General features: G+C 64.3%; 21 protein-coding genes. 12 read left to right on the top strand and 9 right to left on the bottom strand.

Annotated features, from left to right (window positions below; all coding sequences use genetic code 11):
* Positions 1 to 1023, top strand: a complete 1023-nt coding sequence (gene pyrC / locus AC1RRJ_RS10825) for a dihydroorotase (RefSeq protein ID WP_493122472.1) — start codon at positions 1 to 3, stop codon at positions 1021 to 1023.
* Between the two features lie 88 nt (positions 1024 to 1111).
* Here pyrC and rarD read toward each other — a convergent pair whose 3' ends face one another.
* Both rarD and AC1RRJ_RS10815 read right to left on the bottom strand, forming a co-directional pair.
* Positions 1112 to 2035: an EamA family transporter RarD gene (gene rarD, locus AC1RRJ_RS10820; RefSeq protein WP_493122469.1), complete on the bottom strand. Its 924-nt coding sequence runs from the start codon at positions 2033 to 2035 to the stop codon at positions 1112 to 1114.
* A 22-nt stretch (positions 2036 to 2057) separates the two neighbouring features.
* Positions 2058 to 2279 (bottom strand): hypothetical protein, encoded by a 222-nt coding sequence (locus AC1RRJ_RS10815; protein WP_493122467.1) that lies wholly within the window; start codon positions 2277 to 2279, stop codon positions 2058 to 2060.
* Between the two features lie 180 nt (positions 2280 to 2459).
* Between AC1RRJ_RS10815 and AC1RRJ_RS10810 the strand changes: the two genes are divergently transcribed.
* From AC1RRJ_RS10810 to AC1RRJ_RS10795, 4 genes are all read left to right on the top strand, one after another.
* The gene (locus tag AC1RRJ_RS10810) at positions 2460 to 2861 is read left to right on the top strand and encodes a glycine zipper 2TM domain-containing protein (RefSeq protein WP_493122465.1); all 402 of its coding nucleotides are present in this window, start codon (positions 2460 to 2462) and stop codon (positions 2859 to 2861) included.
* A 182-nt stretch (positions 2862 to 3043) separates the two neighbouring features.
* Positions 3044 to 3595: a GNAT family N-acetyltransferase gene (locus AC1RRJ_RS10805; protein ID WP_493122463.1), complete on the top strand. Its 552-nt coding sequence runs from the start codon at positions 3044 to 3046 to the stop codon at positions 3593 to 3595.
* Positions 3592 to 4044, top strand: coding sequence for a DUF1330 domain-containing protein (locus AC1RRJ_RS10800; protein ID WP_493122461.1), 453 nt, complete (start codon positions 3592 to 3594; stop codon positions 4042 to 4044). Before AC1RRJ_RS10805 ends, AC1RRJ_RS10800 begins: the two co-directional genes overlap by 4 nt.
* 86 nt (positions 4045 to 4130) lie before the next feature.
* Positions 4131 to 4880, top strand: a complete 750-nt coding sequence (locus AC1RRJ_RS10795; protein WP_493122459.1) for a hypothetical protein — start codon at positions 4131 to 4133, stop codon at positions 4878 to 4880.
* A 64-nt stretch (positions 4881 to 4944) separates the two neighbouring features.
* Here AC1RRJ_RS10795 and AC1RRJ_RS10790 read toward each other — a convergent pair whose 3' ends face one another.
* The gene (locus tag AC1RRJ_RS10790) at positions 4945 to 5127 is read right to left on the bottom strand and encodes a CsbD family protein (RefSeq protein ID WP_493122457.1); all 183 of its coding nucleotides are present in this window, start codon (positions 5125 to 5127) and stop codon (positions 4945 to 4947) included.
* A 212-nt stretch (positions 5128 to 5339) separates the two neighbouring features.
* Between AC1RRJ_RS10790 and AC1RRJ_RS10785 the strand changes: the two genes are divergently transcribed.
* Positions 5340 to 6077 (top strand): pentapeptide repeat-containing protein, encoded by a 738-nt coding sequence (locus AC1RRJ_RS10785; protein WP_493122455.1) that lies wholly within the window; start codon positions 5340 to 5342, stop codon positions 6075 to 6077.
* Positions 6078 to 6142: 65 nt separating this feature from the next.
* Here the strand turns inward: AC1RRJ_RS10785 and AC1RRJ_RS10780 are convergent, their stop codons facing one another.
* The gene (locus AC1RRJ_RS10780; RefSeq protein ID WP_493122453.1) at positions 6143 to 6913 is read right to left on the bottom strand and encodes a thiazole synthase; all 771 of its coding nucleotides are present in this window, start codon (positions 6911 to 6913) and stop codon (positions 6143 to 6145) included.
* On the bottom strand, positions 6910 to 7203 hold the full coding sequence (gene thiS / locus AC1RRJ_RS10775) for a sulfur carrier protein ThiS (protein ID WP_493122452.1): 294 nt from the start codon (positions 7201 to 7203) through the stop codon (positions 6910 to 6912). The genes AC1RRJ_RS10780 and thiS overlap by 4 nt, the downstream gene beginning before the upstream one ends.
* Here thiS and AC1RRJ_RS10770 point away from each other — a divergent pair.
* The 4 genes from AC1RRJ_RS10770 (at position 7193) to AC1RRJ_RS10755 (ending at position 11002) form a co-directional block, all read left to right on the top strand.
* Complete coding sequence (locus AC1RRJ_RS10770; protein ID WP_493122450.1) at positions 7193 to 7633, top strand: type II 3-dehydroquinate dehydratase; 441 nt, start codon at positions 7193 to 7195, stop codon at positions 7631 to 7633. The genes thiS and AC1RRJ_RS10770 overlap by 11 nt on opposite strands.
* A 69-nt stretch (positions 7634 to 7702) precedes the next feature.
* Positions 7703 to 8179: an acetyl-CoA carboxylase biotin carboxyl carrier protein gene (accB, locus tag AC1RRJ_RS10765; protein ID WP_493122449.1), complete on the top strand. Its 477-nt coding sequence runs from the start codon at positions 7703 to 7705 to the stop codon at positions 8177 to 8179.
* Between the two features lie 10 nt (positions 8180 to 8189).
* A complete protein-coding gene (gene accC / locus AC1RRJ_RS10760; protein WP_493122447.1) occupies positions 8190 to 9551 on the top strand; it encodes an acetyl-CoA carboxylase biotin carboxylase subunit in 1362 nt (453 codons plus the stop codon).
* 86 nt (positions 9552 to 9637) lie between these two features.
* Entirely contained in the window at positions 9638 to 11002 is a 1365-nt protein-coding gene (locus AC1RRJ_RS10755; RefSeq protein ID WP_493122445.1) for a L,D-transpeptidase family protein, read from the top strand.
* A 92-nt stretch (positions 11003 to 11094) separates the two neighbouring features.
* Here AC1RRJ_RS10755 and AC1RRJ_RS10750 read toward each other — a convergent pair whose 3' ends face one another.
* Positions 11095 to 11826 carry a murein L,D-transpeptidase catalytic domain family protein gene (locus tag AC1RRJ_RS10750; protein WP_493122443.1) on the bottom strand — a complete coding sequence of 244 codons (732 nt, stop codon included), beginning with the start codon at positions 11824 to 11826 and terminating at the stop codon, positions 11095 to 11097.
* Between the two features lie 169 nt (positions 11827 to 11995).
* Here AC1RRJ_RS10750 and AC1RRJ_RS10745 point away from each other — a divergent pair, with 169 nt between their 5' ends.
* Positions 11996 to 12340, top strand: coding sequence for an arsenate reductase family protein (locus tag AC1RRJ_RS10745; RefSeq protein WP_493122441.1), 345 nt, complete (start codon positions 11996 to 11998; stop codon positions 12338 to 12340).
* A 69-nt stretch (positions 12341 to 12409) separates the two neighbouring features.
* On the opposite strand, the gene AC1RRJ_RS10740 is transcribed toward AC1RRJ_RS10745, so the two are convergent.
* Genes AC1RRJ_RS10740 through AC1RRJ_RS10730 form a run of 3 tightly spaced genes read right to left on the bottom strand, consistent with a single transcriptional unit; the run spans position 12410 to position 15265 of the window.
* Entirely contained in the window at positions 12410 to 13810 is a 1401-nt protein-coding gene (locus AC1RRJ_RS10740) for an SPOR domain-containing protein (protein WP_493122439.1), read from the bottom strand.
* A gap of 22 nt (positions 13811 to 13832) precedes the next feature.
* Positions 13833 to 14525, bottom strand: a complete 693-nt coding sequence (locus AC1RRJ_RS10735; protein ID WP_493122437.1) for a hypothetical protein — start codon at positions 14523 to 14525, stop codon at positions 13833 to 13835.
* A 17-nt stretch (positions 14526 to 14542) separates the two neighbouring features.
* Positions 14543 to 15265 carry an AAA family ATPase gene (locus AC1RRJ_RS10730; protein ID WP_088471555.1) on the bottom strand — a complete coding sequence of 241 codons (723 nt, stop codon included), beginning with the start codon at positions 15263 to 15265 and terminating at the stop codon, positions 14543 to 14545.
* Positions 15266 to 15520: 255 nt separating this feature from the next.
* On the opposite strand from AC1RRJ_RS10730, the gene AC1RRJ_RS10725 reads away from it, so the two are divergent.
* Positions 15521 to 16657, top strand: coding sequence for an SPOR domain-containing protein (locus tag AC1RRJ_RS10725; protein ID WP_493122434.1), 1137 nt, complete (start codon positions 15521 to 15523; stop codon positions 16655 to 16657).
* Positions 16658 to 16674: the final 17 nt, after the last annotated feature.

The raw sequence follows: 16674 nt of genomic DNA, 5'->3' as shown, positions 1-16674 counted from the left end.
ATGACCGACCGCATCACCATCCGCCGCCCCGACGACTGGCACGTCCATCTGCGCGACGGGGCGATGCTCGATCATGTCGTGCCCTATACCGCGCGCCAGTTCGCGCGTGCGATTGTCATGCCGAACCTGTCGCCGCCGGTGACGACGGCGGCCGAGGGGATCGCCTATCGCGACCGCATTCGCGCCGCGGTTCCGGCCGGGGTCGACTTCACTCCGCTGATCGTTGCCTATCTCACCGACAACAGCGACCCCGGGACGATGGCGCGCGGCCATGCCGAGGGCGTATTCACCGCCGCCAAGCTTTATCCCGCCAACGCCACGACGGGCAGCGCGCATGGCGTCACCGATATCGCCAAGATCATGGGCGTGCTCGAACGCATGGCGGAGATCGGCATGCCTTTGCTCATCCACGGCGAAGTCACCGACCATGACGTCGACATCTTCGACCGCGAGGCGGTGTTCATCGAGCGCACACTGGCGCCGCTGGTGAAGCAGCTTCCCACGCTGAAGATCGTCTTCGAACATATCACGACCGCCGAGGCCGCGCAGTTCGTCGCCGACGCCCCCGCCAATGTCGCGGCGACGATCACCCCGCAGCATCTCCACATCAACCGCAATGCGATGCTGGTCGGCGGTATTCGGCCGCACGCTTATTGCCTGCCCGTCGCCAAGCGCGAGGCGCATCGCCTTGCCGTCCGCGCCGCCGCAACCTCGGGCTCGCCCAAATTCTTTCTCGGCACCGACAGCGCGCCGCATGCGGTCCACACGAAGGAATCCGCCTGCGGTTGCGCGGGCATTTTCAACGCGCCCTATGCGCTCGAATCCTATGTTACCGCCTTCGATCAGGACGGCGCACTCGACAAATTCGAGGGGTTCGCCAGCGAACATGGCCCGAACTTCTACGGCCTGCCGCTCAACAGCGGCACGATCACGCTGGAACGCGGCGAAACGATCGTTCCCGACCGCTGCGGCGAGGTTGTGCCCTTCCATGCGGGCGAAACGCTGGGGTGGCGGCTGGTATAAGCCAACCATCGTCACCCCGGACTTGATCCGGGGTCCAGCAACGTCGGCGTAGCTGGATGCCGGATCAAGTCCGGCATGACGAAGATAATTAAGCGACAGCCACCATTTTGTCGGCGCGCATCTTGCGCCACATGTCGAAGCTGAAGATCGCGATGCTGATCCAGATCAGCAGGAAGCAGACGAGCTGTACGGGCTTCAACGGTTCGTTAAACACGAACAGACCGAGCAGGAAAACGATGCTCGGCGCAAGATATTGCACGAAGCCCAGCGCAGCAAAGCTCATCCGCCGTGCCGCCGTGGCGAACAGGAGGAGCGGTACCGCGGTGACGACGCCCCCGGCCGCGAGCAGCAGGCTGATCCCCGTACCCGTTCCAAAGCCGCGACCATCCCCGATCCAGAGATAATAGCCCGCCGCCGCGATCGCCACCGGCATCAGCAATGTCGTCTCGATCGCCAGACCCGGCAGCGCGCCCACCGGTATAACCTTGCGGATCAGACCATAGAAAGCGAAGGTGAAGGCCAGCGTCAGGCTGATCCATAGCGTATCGAGCGCACCCGCAAGCAGGATGGCGACACCCACCGCCGCAAACGCGACAGCAAGCGCCTGCAGGCGACTGAGCCTTTCACCCAGAAAGATCATCCCCAGCATCACATTGACCAGCGGGTTCAGATAATAGCCCAGGCTGGCCGCCAGCACATGATCGGTGAAAATGGCATTGATATAGACCAGCCAGTTCAATGCGATCAGCGCCGAACTCGCGATCAGCATCCGCAGCACGCGCCAATCCTTGAACGCCGCCAGATAATCGCCGATCTGCCGCCGGAAGATCATGATCAGAAAGCATAGAGGCAGCGACCAGATGATCCGCTGCGCCAGCACCTCGACCGGCGGAACGCTGGTCAACAATTTGAAGAAGAGCGGAACAATGCCCCAGATCGCATAGGCGCCGAGGGCATAGGGCAAACCGCCCTGATGGCTTCCCGGGGGGACGGGCGCCGATGGCTTGGTCATGATGCGGCTCGTTTCCGGGAGATCAGATGAGGCCGCCGCCCAGCATCAGGCGGACGACCCCGACGACGACGACGACGATGTTCAAATTGCGCCCGCTTGTCTTGTCCGACATCGCGCCCAGCGCGAGCCCGACCACCGCGAAGGGAATGATCACCCAATTCGCCCAGCCGAGGAACGGGATGAAGGCGAAAACCGCGAGAACAAGCGCGATGACGCCGATAGCGAGCGAGGCGATATTGAGCATGACCGAAGTGTCGCATGCCACCTGCGTTGCAGCAAGGCCTTTCGGTTCATCGCCGCCAGCACTCGGTTCGTCTCGTTGCCTAGGGTTAATGCAACGCCCGGCAGAGTCCAGCCGTTCTGATTTCGAAGCGCCCTTCCCCTTCACCAGGGTTCGAGGCGCAGAACCAGGAAAGGACTTGATATGCGTAGTTTCACCAAGGGCCTGACCGGCGCTTTCATCGCCGCCAGCATCCTCGCAACCGCCCCGGCCTATGCCGGAATCGCCGCCCCCGCGAAGGCGCCGGGCTATCACAATTTCGAGCAGGCGAGCGACTTCCACAAGAAGCGCAAGCATCGCGACCGCCAGTATGCGCGCGACGAGCGCCTCGGTTCGAACAGCCGCGTCTGGCGCGGCAACGACGGCCGTTATCACTGCAAGAAGGATAATGGCACGACCGGCCTGCTCATCGGCGGCGCCGTCGGCGGCCTCGCCGGCAATGAAATCGCCGGCCGCGGCGACAAGCTGCTCGGCACCGTGATCGGTGCGGGTGCTGGCGCCCTGCTCGGCCGCGAGATCGACCGCGACAAATATCGCTGCCGCTAAGCGATTAGCGAAACCATTGCAGGCGCGGGTCCGAGACCCCTCCGCCCGCACCGCGATGGAGGAGGGCGTCAACCTGGTTGGCGCCCTCTACGCGTTCAAAGAGCGCCCCCTTTCGCCTTGCCCCGCCCGGTTTCTTGCCGCAGAAGCGCGCTTTGTTGCGCACCTTCGAAAAAGGACCGACGATGTTGAACGGCCCCCTGCTCGTCACCGAACGGCTGATCCTCCGCCCACCCGCGACAGAGGATTTCGACGCCTTCGCAGAAATGAGCGCCGAAGCCGATACGATGCAGTTCCTCGGAGGCACTTGCCCCCGGTCGCAGGCCTGGCGTCTCTGGTGTACCCTCGCCGGCGCATGGCACATCCGCGGCTTTTCGATGTTTTCGGTGATCGAGCGCGAAACCGGCGAATGGGTCGGGCGGCTTGGTCCGTGGGAACCCGACGGCTGGCCCGCGCCCGAGATCGGCTATGGCGTCCGCGCCAAATTCGCTGGCAAAGGCTATGCGTTCGAGGGCGCGATCGCGGCATGCGACTTCGCGGTCGATTTCCTGAAATGGCCCGAACTGATGCACTGCATCGATCCCGCCAACACGCGATCGCAGGCACTCGCCGCGCGGCTCGGTGCAACGAACAGCGGCCCGACCCGCCTGCCCGCTCCGCTTGAGGACATATCGGTCGATGCATGGAAGCAAAGCGCCGACCAGTGGCGGATGAAGCGCAAGGAATTACGGCCGTGAGCGCCCCCTCCGGCGATCACCATATCGACCCCGAACGCGCGCAGTTCGACGCCTTTAAGGCACTGCCGCGCGATACGCCCATCCACATGCTCAACCTCGTGCGCTTCAAGGGACGGGCGACCTATCCGGCCGACCATGCGCTCGCCGGGCGGAGCCTGAGCGGCGCCGAAGCCTATGCCCATTACGGCGCCGACAGCGGCGCCGTGTTTCAGCGTGTCGGCGGCCGCATCGTCTGGCGCGGGACGATGGAGGCCATGGTGATCGGGCCGGACGGGGAATATTGGGACGCGGTGTTCGTCGCCGAATATCCGAATAGCGGCGCCTTCATGGAAATGGTGACCGATCCCGTCTATCGCATGGCGGTAGTCCATCGGCAGGCTGCGGTCGAAACCTCGCGACTGATCCGCTGCGACCCGAAAGCGTCTCAGGCCGGCACAGTTTTTGGCTGACAAATCCCTGCCCATTCGCGAAATTTGCTCATATTTCCCTGTCCCTGTACCGGTAACTCCGGTGGAAGATTAAGGGAGTGTTCGCAATGATCTCGCGCGGAAAATGGCTGGTAACCGGCTTGCTGATGGCCGCCGCGCCGCTCGCCGGCTGCCGGGACAATCCCGACGCCAAGGCGGACCTCGGTTCGATCGACGAGGGGCTGACCGATGCCGACCCCGCGATCAAGGGCGCACTCGAAGACCGGATCATGGTCGATCCCAAACTGACGGGTCAGGCAAACCGGAACGCCGCAGGGCCAGGGAATCGCCCCGTAGACGGCGGGGTTCCCGGCGTCGCGGGCGGCAAGGCCGCGACCGCCGCGGAGGCCGCCGCCGCGCTGAAAGTCGGCAAATTGCTCCCCACGCCCAAGGCGCTGCCGTTCGAGGCGGGATGCGATGGCTGCGAGGCGAAAGAGCGCCCCGTCACCATCGGCGCGCTCGCCCAGGAGCAATCGAAGGGCGCGTGCGACGCCAAGCTGACCTATGGCAATGCCTGGGCCGAACGCCTGCCCGCCGCCTTCAAAGTCTACCCGCGCGCGACGCTGCGCGAGGCTGCCGGGATCGCTGGCGGCAAATGCAATATTCGCGTCGTCAACTTTCAGACCGCGGCACCGATGCAGGTCGTTCTCGACTATTATCACACGCTGGCGGTGCGCAACGGCTACACCAGCGACCACCGCGTCAACGGCAACGAGCATATGCTCGGCGGAACCAAGGGCGATCTCGCCTACGTCCTCTTCACGCGCCGCGACGGCGGGATGACCGACGTCGATCTGGTCGCCTCAGGCGGGAAATAACAGAACAACAAAAAAGGCCCCGAGGGACCGGGGCCTTTTTCTTGCGTGACGCTCGTAAAGATCGTCAGATTTTGTCGCCGAGCGCGCCCTGGACCTTGCCCTTCAGATTCTGGGCTTCGCCCTTGCGTTCCTGCGCTTCGCCTTCAACGCGGAGGCGCTCGTTGCCGGTGGCCTTGCCGATCGCCTGCTTGGTGTTGCCGGCAGCTTCGTTGGCGAGACCTTTGGCTTTTTCGGTGAATTCACCCATGGGAGTTCTCCTTGATCCTGGCAGAGGCGGCAGTGCCTCTTGCCGGATCAACGACCCTTTACAGCCGACGTTCCCGACTATGGGACCAAGCGTGGCTGGCGAAGGATGGTCCACGGATCGAGGCCATATTTCCGCCCGCGCCACTCATTGTTCTTGATACGTTCCAATCCCGCGTTTATCGACGAAACCTTATTCGGGAGAGGGAGATGATCGTGAAGCTCGAACCCAATTGTGTCGTCCACGATACCGATCTGTCCGACCACGACTTCGCCGATGCCGATCTCGCGGGCGCGGTGCTGACCGACTGCGTGATGCGCGACGTGCAATTTACGGGGACATGCCTGCAGGATGCACGGCTGACGCGATGCCGCCTGATCCGCTGTCGCTTCGCCAATGCCGACCTGCGCGATGCGGTCTTCGAAAATTGCTCCTTCATCGACGATGTGGAGCATAAAGGCGTCCAATTCGCCTTCTCCCGCCTCGAACAGACGCGGTTCAACCGCTGCGATCTCTCCTTCGCGACATTCGATCGTTCGGCGCTGTTCGGGGTCGAGTTGGACGCCTGCAACATGCGCGGCGCCGCTTTCGACAAGGCAGATTTCAGCCGCACGTTCGGGCGCACGCTCGTCAAGACGGCGGCGACCCTGCGCGGCTGTAATCTCGAATTCGCCGATCTCAACGGGGTACGGATGCCCGACTGCGACCTCTCGGGCTCCAGTTTTCGCGAAGCGGTCCTGTTCGACGCCAATCTGGAAGGCGCAGACCTGCGCGGCTGTGATTTCGTCCTGGCGCTAACCGCCGGCGCCAAGCTCGCGCGCGCCGACTTTCGCGGCGCGGAGCTGGCGGGCTTGAACCTGAGGGAATTGGCCAGCCTCGAGGGCATGATCGTATCACCCGATCAGCAGCCCCATTTACTGACCGCGATGGGGCTGGATCTCTCCATGGGGTGAAATCGGCTTACTCGTGGCGGGGGAAAGCTTCGCAAGACATGTCCCCCGCCCTCGTCATCCCGCCGTCAGATCAATCCCGCCAACGGGCTCGACGGATCGGCATAGCGACGCACACCCATCCGCCCGGCGAGATAGGAATCGCGCCCCGCCTCGACCGCCAGCCTCATCGCACGCGCCATGCGGATGGGGTCTTTCGCCTCGGCGATCGCGGTGTTCATCAGCACACCGTCGCAGCCGAGTTCCATGGCCACCGCGGCGTCACTCGCGGTGCCCACCCCGGCATCGACGAGCACCGGCACCGACGCGCCCTCGACGATCAGACGGATCGTGACGCGGTTCTGGATCCCCAGCCCCGACCCGATCGGCGCGCCGAGCGGCATCACCGCGACGGCACCCGCATCCTCCAGCTGCTTCGCCGCGATCGGATCGTCGACGCAATAGACCATCGGGAGGAAGCCCTCCTTGGCCAGCGTCTCGGTCGCGGTCAGCGTTTCGCGCATGTTCGGATAAAGCGTCTTCGCTTCACCCAGCACTTCGAGCTTCACCAGATCCCAACCGCCCGCCTCGCGCGCCAGCCGCAGGGTGCGGATCGCGTCGTCGGCGTTAAAGCAGCCTGCGGTGTTGGGGAGGTAGGTGATCTTCCTGGGATCGATATAATCGGTGAGCATCGGCGCGGTCGGATCGGACACATTGACCCGGCGCACCGCAACGGTAACGATTTCCGCCCCCGATGCCGCGACGGCCGCCGCATTCTGCTCAAAATCCTTATATTTGCCGGTGCCGACAATCAGCCGCGACGTGAATGTCCGTCCGGCCACACTCCATTGATCGGTCAACAACCGCCTCCCACAAAATGTACAATTTCCAGTTCGTCGCCCTCAGCGAGCGCGACATCGGCCAAAGTCGAGCGCGGCACGATTTCGCGGTTGCGCTCGACCGCGACTTTTTTGACATCAAGACCCAGCGATGCGACGAGGTCGGCAATGCTGCCTTCGCGCGCTTGCCTTTGCTCGCCATTGAGCATGATCGAAATCACCGCAACCCTACCTTCTTTGCCTTTTACGATGCAGCCCATATAGGGGGAGCGTCCATCGCCGCAACCGAAAGCCCGCGCATTGTCCGACAAGCCAACCGTCTATGTCCTCTCCGGCCCCAATCTCAACCTGCTCGGCACCCGCGAGCCCGAAATCTATGGCCATGACACACTGAACGACATCCACGCGCGGCTCGAGGCACAGGCCGCCGAACTGGGGCTGCGCGTCGAATGTCGCCAATCGAACCACGAAGGCGTGCTGATCGACTGGCTTCACGAAGCCTATGTCGCGGGCGCACAGGCGGTGTTGCTCAACGCCGGCGGTTATACCCATACGTCGATCGCCCTTCACGACGCGATCAAATCGATCAAGGTGCCGGTGATCGAGGTTCATTTGTCGGACCCGATGAAACGCGAATCCTTTCGCCATATCAGCTACATCGGCATGGCTGCCGTAGCGCATTTCGCCGGACATGGCGCGCAAAGCTATACGCTGGCGCTGGACGCCGCCGCCCGTCTCTGACAAGAGGGCGCCATCATAATCGGGGTCGAGCGTTGCACCAACGACGCCGCAGCAACAGGAAATATTCTCATGGGTGACCATAAAGACAATGGCATCAACATCGATCCGGCATATGTCCGCGCGCTCGCGGAACTGCTCGACGACACGCAGCTTTCGGAAATCGAGGTCGAGGACGGCGATCGAAAGGTGCGCGTCGTCCGCACGCTGACCGCCGCGCCCGTCGCCTATGCCCCCGCGCAGATGGCGGCGCCTGCGGCCCCGGCCGCACCCGCCGCGGCGCCCGCCGCCGCTGCGCCCGCTGCTGACACATTCGCCGACGCGGTGAAGTCGCCGATGGTCGGCACCGTCTACCTCTCGCCCGAACCCGGCGCGCCCAATTTCGCGGCCCCCGGGTCGGCTGTAAAAGCCGGCGACACCGTCCTGATCATCGAAGCAATGAAGGTCATGAACCCGATCGTCGCGCCGGCGTCGGGCACGTTGAAGGCCGTACATGTCGAGAACAGCCAGCCGGTCGAGTTCGACCAGCCGCTGTTCACCATCAGCTAAGGCTCAGCCCATGGCCATCGAAAAGCTTCTGATCGCCAACCGCGGCGAGATCGCGCTGCGCATCCACCGCGCGTGCCACGAAATGGGCATCAAGACGGTCGCGGTCCATTCGACCGCCGATACCGACGCGATGCACGTCCGCCTCGCCGACGAAGCGGTGTGCATCGGCCCCCCCGCGGCGAAGGACAGCTATCTCAACATCCCCGCGATTATCTCGGCGGCCGAAATCACGGGCGCCGACGCCATCCATCCGGGCTATGGCTTTTTGTCGGAAAACGAGCGTTTCGCCGAGATTATCGAAGCGCATGACATGATCTTCGTCGGGCCGAAGCCCGAACATATCCGCACGATGGGCGACAAGGTCGAGGCCAAGCGAACCGCAGTCGCGCTCGGCCTGCCGGTCGTTCCAGGCTCGCCCGGCGCGGTCACCTATGGCGACGAAGCACTCAAGATCGCCGAAAGCATCGGCTATCCGGTGCTGATCAAGGCCGCTTCAGGCGGCGGCGGCAGGGGTATGAAGGTCGTCCCCGATGCCGACAGCCTCGAAAGCCTGATGGGTCAGGCGTCGAGCGAAGCGGCGGCCGCCTTTGGCGACCCGACCGTCTACATGGAAAAATACCTCGGCAACCCGCGCCACATCGAATTTCAGGTGTTTGGCGACGGCAAGGGCCAGGCCATCCATCTGGGCGAGCGCGACTGCTCGCTCCAGCGCCGTCATCAGAAGGTGCTCGAAGAAGCCCCCTCGCCGATCATTTCGGCGGAGGAGCGTGCGCGGATGGGCAAGGTCTGCGCCGATGCGATGGCAGCAATGCATTATCGCGGAGCCGGCACGATCGAGTTTCTCTGGGAAAATGGCGAGTTCTTCTTCATCGAAATGAACACGCGCATTCAGGTCGAGCATCCGGTGACCGAAATGATCACCGGCTTCGACCTCGTCCGCGAACAGATCCGCATCGCGGGTGGCGCGGGTCTGTCGGTAAAACAGGAAGATCTGGAATTTCGCGGCCATGCCATGGAATGCCGCATCAATGCCGAAGATCCGCGGACCTTCATGCCTTCACCGGGCAAGGTCACCAGCTATCACGCCGCGGGCGGCATGCATGTGCGCGTCGATAGCGGGCTCTATGCCGGCTATTCGATCCCGCCCTATTATGACAGCATGATCGGCAAGCTGATCGTTTACGGTCGCACGCGCGAAAGCTGCATGATGCGGATGCGCCGCGCACTCGAGGAAATGGTGATCGGCGGGGTCAAGACCAACATCCCGCTCCATCAGGCGCTGCTCGCCGACCCCGACGTCATTCATGGCGACTATACCATCAAATGGCTCGAGGAATGGCTGGCCCGCGAAGCCGAAGCCGGCGCCGCCTGATATTCATCGTCATCCCGGCTTTCGCCGGGATGACGATGTGAGGTACCTCACTTTAACTGTCGGATTTTTTTGGCTATGGCATCGCCATGGTCAAAACCTCCCCCCATTTCGCACGCCCCGCCACGGCCCTTCTCCTTCCCCTGACCCTGCTCGCGGCGCCCGCGCTGGCACAGCAGGGTGTCAAAGAAGATTCGGTGGTCCTTCAACCCGACAAGGTGAAGGATGACGCCCCCGTCGTCGAGACAGCTGCCGAAGCGAACCTGCCGGACTGGTCGAAGCAGAATGCCGAAGCGCTTCTGACCGCGATCGAACGCATCGGCACCGAAGGCCTGTTCGCGAAGGATTATAATCCCGACGCGCTGGCCGCCGCGATCCTCGGCGACGATCAGGCGCAGCTCGATCGCGTCGCGACCGACACCTTCCTGCTCCTCGCCACACATTTGCGCGACGGCCGCACGCCCAATGCCGCGCGCAAACAATGGTTCATGGTCGACAGCGACAGCAACAGCGAGCCCCTGCTTGCGCTTCTGGCCACCGCCCTGAATGCGGGATCGGTTCGCGAAACGCTCGCGTCGCTCAACCCCGCGCACCCCGATTTCGCCGTGCTCAAGGCCTCGCTCGCCAAGGCAAAAGCCCCCGCCGACGCCAATGCGATCCGCGTCAACATGGAACGCTGGCGCTGGATGCCGCGCGACCTTGGCGCACGCTATGTGGTCAGCAACGTCCCCGAATATCTGACCCGCGTCGTCCACGGCGGCACGATCATCGCGACCCACAAGGCGGTCGTCGGCAAGCCATCGACCCCGACGCCGCAGCTCAATCCGATGGCGACCGGCATCATCGTCAACCCGACCTGGACGCTGCCGCGCAGCATCATCAACGAGGGTATTGGTGCGACGATCGCCAGCAACCCCGCCCGCGCCCGCGCGCAGGGCTATACCTGGACGGGCAGCGGCAAGACATTGTCGGTCGTGCAAAAGGCCGGTCCGGGCAATGCGCTGGGCGTGATGAAGCTCGAAATGCTCAACGAACACGCGATTTACCTGCACGACACGCCGTCGAAGGGCGCCTTCGCCGCCGCCGCACGCGCGTTCAGCCACGGCTGCATCCGTACCGAGCGCGCGCTGCACTTCTCCGGCCTGATGGCGGTGATGTTCGCCGGGCGCAGCCCCGAAGAGTTTGGCGAAGTGGTCGCAAGCGGCAAGACGACGCGCTTCGCCTTCGACGATCCCTTCCCCGTCTATGTCGCTTATTGGACCGTCGTTCCCGACGGCAAGGGCGGCGTGAAGAAGCTCGCCGACATTTATGAGCGCGACGCCCCCGTGGTCGCCAGCTTCGCCAAGCCCGGCCGCCCCACCGCGACGGTCATCGCGCCCAAAGCCCCCTCTGTGATCCCAACCGTGACAACGACCTCCCGCGCAACGACGCCGGGAACTTCAGGGATTTATTGAAAAGATTGCGTCGCCCCCGCGAAGGCGGGGGCCGCTATCGGCGGTGCGCAAGGCTGCCAACGGCCCCGCCTTCGCGGGGGCGACGATTTGCGTTAATCCGCGGTCGTCGGAAACGTCCCGCTGACCGAACCCGCGTGCCGGATATTCTCCGTCCCCGGCGCGGGGATGTCGAACGGCTTGAACGCCGGCGGCGCGATGCTGAGCTTGTCGGCGAACAACAGCCGCCCGGGGCCAAGCTTGTAGAGGATCAGCGGCAGCAATTCCTCGCCGAACACGAAACAGCCCTCGCTGCGCCCCAGTTTGCCCTGCGTCGCGATCAGCGACGGCTCGGCATACCAGGCGCCGTGGACGACGATTGCGCGCGCATCGGCATTGTTGTTGTCGGGCTCCAGCCCCGCGAGCCGCATCGACGATCCGTTGCCGCCCATATAATAGTCGCTGGTACGATAGGCGCCGCGCGAAGTCGCAAGGCTGCCGACACGGTTCGAAAAGCTCTTGAGCCAGCCGTCGTGCTGCGGGTCCGACCCGCGGCCGTGAGTAACCGGGAACATGTCGATCTTCCCCGCCACCATATCGACGAGCGCGAAGCGCGGCCGTGACGACGGCAGGCCGAAATCGACGATCCCGACACGGTCGGTCTGCATGATGTTGCGCCCCTGGCGCGCCAGTTGCGTCCGCGCGATGGCGAGATAATCGACCGGCGGCGCGGCGGGCGCCGGCTGCTGGATCCAGTTTGGCATCTGGGCGCGGGCCGAGGTCGCGGCCAACACACCTGTGCTCGCCAGTCCCGTCAGCATCGCCCTGCGATCAATCAAATTATTCACTTGCAACCCATACCCCGCATTGGCCGCCTTTACGGTCCCTCGATTCCTCACAAATCATGGGTCCGGCCTTCAAAGGCAAGCAGGTGATGCCTCTTCATGCGGGCAAATGTGCCATATATGCCATGAACAGCGGGTTTACGCTGCGGTAAGCCCGCGTTAGGACGCGTCCATGAACGCAACCATCTGGCACAACCCCGCCTGCGGCACCTCGCGCAAGACCCTCGCGATTCTGCAAGAGACGCCCGGCCTCGACGTCACCATCGTCGAATATCTGAAGAATCCCTACGCGGTGGACAAGCTGCGCCAGCTGTTCGCCGACGCCGGCCTCGCCGCGCGCGACGCGCTGCGCCTGCGCGGCACCGATGCCGAGGATCGCGGCCTCAAGGACGCGAGCGAGGACGACATCATCGCCGCGATGGCCGCCAATCCCGCCTATGTCGAACGCCCGATCGTCGAAACCGACAAAGGCGTGCGCCTCTGCCGCCCGCAGGACATGGTGCGCGAGATTCTTTGACAAAAGCGAAAGGGCGCAGCTTCGCAGCCGCGCCCCTTCTCGGTCCACTCCCCCCGGAGTGCCGGTAATTTATCGCGAGGCCATCCGTACCGGGTTGGCTTTTGCTGCCCACTGGATGCTTTCGCCGCCGCCCATCTGGCGGACAAAGCAAGTCTGGCCCTGCGCCCTTAGCTCGTTGCACAAGCTCGTCGCATCGGTGCGGGTCGCAAGGCCGTTGACGGTCAGGCGATAGAAGGTGCGCCCCTTCACCGTCGCAGCGTGGCTCGATGCCGGGAAATTCGCCAGCATGACGCTCCGGCTTTTCAGGCTGCTCCATTTTTCCTTGGCGATGCCCAGACTGTCATAGGCACCGAGTTGCACGGCCCAGCCCGACGGCTTTTTCGAATCGAAGCCCATTGCGGCGGGCATGATGCGCGTCGCCAGTTCCAGCGCCTGTTGCTGATACGGACGCAATCGTTCGCCGGCTTCGCCCGCAACGTGCGGTGCGGCGCGATAAGGCGCGGCGTCGGCCAGGATCACTTCACCTGCGGCCTTCGGTTGTGGCAGTTCGGTCAGCGGCACCACGCCATCGGCGGTACGCTGTGGCATCGGCAGTTCGACGGTCCGGATCGCACTCGATGCGTCGGCCATCACGGGCGGCGGCGGAGCATAAGCGGCGACCGGCGCCGGATCGACATTGGCGAGTTCGACCGCGACGGGTGCGGCGGCCATTTGTGTGTCGGCAAAATTGCCCAGCGCCAGGCGCACCGGCATGCCGGCGTCGCCCTGTACTTTGGCGCCGATCAGACTCGCGACGCGGACCTGTGCATTCGGCTGTTCGGCGAGCTTCGACCATTCGGCCATTCGCCCCTCAAGCTTCGCGGGCGACAGATCCTGCGACGCGAGGATGCGGGCCTGCGCCCAGCGTCCCGACAAAGCGAAGGCCAGTGCCAGATTCTGCCGCGTGCGCGCATCGGCGCCGGGAGCCCGAGCGGCCTCGCTCAGCATATAGATCGCCGATTCGCTGTCGCCGGCCAACGCCATTGCCAAACCGGTGTCCGATGCGGGCACCTTGTCCTGATGCGCACCCAGCAACGCGGCCGCATCGACCGCCTTGCCCTGTGCAATCTGCGCCAACGCCAGCGCGATGATCGTGTTGCTGTCGGTCGCGCCCAGCTGCATCGCTTCGGTCAACGCCGCAGTAGCCGACGCGAAGCGCCCGTCATTCAGATAGGCCTGGCCCAGCAGCGCGCGATAGCCTGCATCGCGCGGGCTTGCGGCAACCGCGGCCTCAGCGAAGCCCACAGCCTTGCCGGGCTTGTCCTGCTCAATCGCCGCACGCGCCTTGTCGGCCGACTTGCCGGCGACGTCGGGCTTGCCCGCCGCATTGGCGGGCGCCGATGCCACCTGCCCCAAGCCGCTGCAACCCGCGGTCGTAGCGGTCAGGACAAAGCCTGATATGGCCAGTTTCATCAACATCTTGCGGTTCATGATATAATCCCCCCTTGCTGGCCTAGCCCTGCGCCGTCCGGCGCGGCGGGCGCGCCGCCGGAAGGCGGCTCGCCATCGCATCGATTTCGGGCAGAGACGCCAGATATTCGTCGAGCAAATCGATCAGGATCAGCTGCGAGGAGCGGTTCGTCACCGCGCTCGCCAGCCGCAGCCGCAAATGACGTTCGGCGTCGAGCCGCAGCGTGAAGGCCGCCTTTTCGCGCGCGAGCAATGTGCGCGGCGCCTTGGCTTTCGGTGCCTTCGGCGCAGGGCGCGCTTCGACCTTGCGTGCCACGGCGGCGACACGGTCGACCAGCGATTCCTGCTGGCGAACGATCTCGGGGATCGCGGGTGCTTCGGCGAAATAATCCGCATCGACGCCCATGATTTCGGCTGGCTCGGCTGGCTCGGCTGGCTCGATCAGCTCGGTCAATTCGCTGCCGACGCCCTCTTCGACCGCCTGTTCGGCCTCGATGTTGTGCGCCAGCACCGATCCGGTAAGCAGCGGCTTCAGATCGAGCATCTGCGCCGGTTCGCCCGACTGGTCGGGATCGACGTCATAGCCCATGTCGTTCCAGCCGAGGTCGTCATAACCGGTGCCGCTCATCGACACGGGACCGCTGCCCAGCGGCTGGCGGCGCATGGCGGGCCGTGCGCCACCCTTGCGGGCCAGCAATCCGGCGCTCAGCGATGCGAGGGGTTTGGGTTCGCCCATGATATCCACTCCCTCTCTCACTGGCCCGCGATGCGGCGGCCGAAACCACCACCCATCGGGCGGACTGCACCATAGCCAGCCTGCGCCGGGATCGGCGAACTGAACACGGTGCGGCGAAAATTCTTCTCGAGGCGGTCGTTCATATAGGTCCACAATTGGCGGATCTCCTCGGCCGACCGGCTGTTCGGATCGACCTCCATCACCGTGCGACCGTCGATCATCGACGCGGCATAATCGGTGCGGTGGTGCAGAGTGATGGGGGCAACGGTACCATGCTGCGACAGCGCGACCGCGGCCTCGCTGGTGATTTTCGCTTTCGGGGTCGCGCCGTTGACGACGAACACCAGCGGCTTTCCGGCGCGTTCGCACAGATCGACGGTGGCACCGACGGCGCGCAGGTCATGCGGGCTCGGCCGGGTCGGAACGACGATCAGTTCGGATACCGAAATCACGCTCTGGATCGCCATGGTGATCGCCGGCGGGGTATCGATGACCGCCAGCTTGAAGCCTTGCTGACGCAGGATTTCGAGATCAGATGCCAGCCGTGCGACGGTGGTCTGGGCAAAGGCGGGAAGGTCGGTTTCGCGTTCGTTCCACCAGTCGGCGAGCGAGCCTTGCGGATCGATGTCGATGAGGACAACCGGCCCCGCTCCCGCAATCTGCGCCTGTACCGCCAGATGCCCCGACAGGGTGGTTTTACCCGACCCGCCCTTTTGTGAAGCCAATGCCAAAACGCGCACAGCCGTCCCCCTGATAAATCCACGAATTGGCGGTGGAATGCCATGCGGGGCGCTAAAATTGGGTTAACGATGATAAAATGATGGTGAACGATCCGTTGGAGGGCGTGGTAAACAAAGGCATAATGCCGCATTGTCCCATTCCGGAGCAAAATTGCCGCTTTTAGGTTTCGCTAACATGATGTTAGCCATTTCCGTCTAACCGGCATGTCGGGATTGCAGCCGCCTCCAGGCGGGGCATGCCATTGGAGACTATTGATGCGCATTTTCCGCACTGCCGGTTCGCTGGCCCTGTCCTTGATCGCCGTCGCTGCGCTCGCTTCGCCTGCCCATGCCGACGTCAAGGCCGGTGTCGATGCGTGGCAGAGCGGCGATTATAAAGCTGCGGTCGCCGAATGGCGCCCGCTCGCGCTCGCTGGTGACGCCGATGCGCAGTTCAACCTGGGGCAAGCCTACAAGCTCGGCCGCGGCGTCCCCACCGACCTCGTTCAGGCCGAAAGCTGGTATCGCCGCGCCGCCAAACAGGGGCATTTGCAGGCCGAGGATAATCTGGGCCTCATCCTTTTCACTGCCAACCGACGCGAAGAAGCGATGCCGTTCATCCTGCGCTCGGCCGAACGTGGCGAACCGCGCGCGCAATATGTCCTCGGCACCGCGCATTTCAACGGCGACCTCGCCAGAGAGGATTTGCCGCGCGCCTATGCGTTGACCAAGCGTGCGAGCGACGCCGGCCTCACCATCGCCTCGGCGCGCCTCGCGCAGCTCGACCAGCTCATCCCGCTCGAACAGCGCCAGCGCGGCCTCGCGATGCTGCCCGAGATCGAAAAGGCCGAACAGCGCGCACGCCTCGCCGCAGTCAATGCCGCCGCGCCGCCCGCGACCAAGGCGACCACCCCCTCGCCAATCAAGGTCGCCAGCGTCCCGCCCTCGGTCCCCGCCGCCCGCCACACCCCGCCGCCGGTGATCGCCCCGGTCAAGCCGAGCCCGCCGAAGCCCGCAATCAATGCATCACAGCTAGGCACCAGCTATCCCGCGCCGCCCGAAAGCGACACGCCGGCGCCCGCACCGGCGAAGCCGGCCCAGGCAACACCCGCCGCGCAAACGAAACCCAAGCCGGTCGTCGCGAAGCCCGCCGCCGCGGCATCGGTGCCAAACGCCGCCGCCAGCCCGTGGCGCGCGCAGCTCGGCGCCTTCGGGGTCGAGGCGAATGCCCGAAACCTGTGGGCATCGCTCGAAAAGAAGAACTCCGCGTTCGCCGGCCGCCAGCCCTATCTGATCAAGAGTGGCAAGGTCACCCGCCTCCAGGCCGGCGGCTTCGCCAGCAAAGCCGAAGCCGAAACCTTCTGCACGGCGGTGCGCAAGGGCGGCCAGGACTGTCTAGTGGTCGACAAATAAGCTCTTCGCGATCGCGG

Source organism: Sphingopyxis sp. GW821-FHT12C06 (assembly GCF_058807415.1).
This window is presented reverse-complemented; position numbering and strand designations above follow the sequence as displayed.

Coding starts and splice junctions, on each gene's coding strand:
- AC1RRJ_RS10745 (WP_493122441.1), top strand. CDS start 11,996: ATGAACGCAACCATCTGGCACAACCCCGCCTGCGGCACCTCGCGCAAG.
- rarD (WP_493122469.1), bottom strand. CDS start 2,035: ATGACCAAGCCATCGGCGCCCGTCCCCCCGGGAAGCCATCAGGGCGGT.
- AC1RRJ_RS10735 (WP_493122437.1), bottom strand. CDS start 14,525: ATGGGCGAACCCAAACCCCTCGCATCGCTGAGCGCCGGATTGCTGGCC.
- AC1RRJ_RS10810 (WP_493122465.1), top strand. CDS start 2,460: ATGCGTAGTTTCACCAAGGGCCTGACCGGCGCTTTCATCGCCGCCAGC.
- AC1RRJ_RS10725 (WP_493122434.1), top strand. CDS start 15,521: ATGCGCATTTTCCGCACTGCCGGTTCGCTGGCCCTGTCCTTGATCGCC.
- AC1RRJ_RS10790 (WP_493122457.1), bottom strand. CDS start 5,127: ATGGGTGAATTCACCGAAAAAGCCAAAGGTCTCGCCAACGAAGCTGCC.
- AC1RRJ_RS10815 (WP_493122467.1), bottom strand. CDS start 2,279: ATGCTCAATATCGCCTCGCTCGCTATCGGCGTCATCGCGCTTGTTCTC.
- AC1RRJ_RS10805 (WP_493122463.1), top strand. CDS start 3,044: ATGTTGAACGGCCCCCTGCTCGTCACCGAACGGCTGATCCTCCGCCCA.
- accC (WP_493122447.1), top strand. CDS start 8,190: ATGGCCATCGAAAAGCTTCTGATCGCCAACCGCGGCGAGATCGCGCTG.
- AC1RRJ_RS10740 (WP_493122439.1), bottom strand. CDS start 13,810: ATGAACCGCAAGATGTTGATGAAACTGGCCATATCAGGCTTTGTCCTG.
- accB (WP_493122449.1), top strand. CDS start 7,703: ATGGGTGACCATAAAGACAATGGCATCAACATCGATCCGGCATATGTC.
- AC1RRJ_RS10795 (WP_493122459.1), top strand. CDS start 4,131: ATGATCTCGCGCGGAAAATGGCTGGTAACCGGCTTGCTGATGGCCGCC.
- pyrC (WP_493122472.1), top strand. CDS start 1: ATGACCGACCGCATCACCATCCGCCGCCCCGACGACTGGCACGTCCAT.
- AC1RRJ_RS10755 (WP_493122445.1), top strand. CDS start 9,638: ATGGTCAAAACCTCCCCCCATTTCGCACGCCCCGCCACGGCCCTTCTC.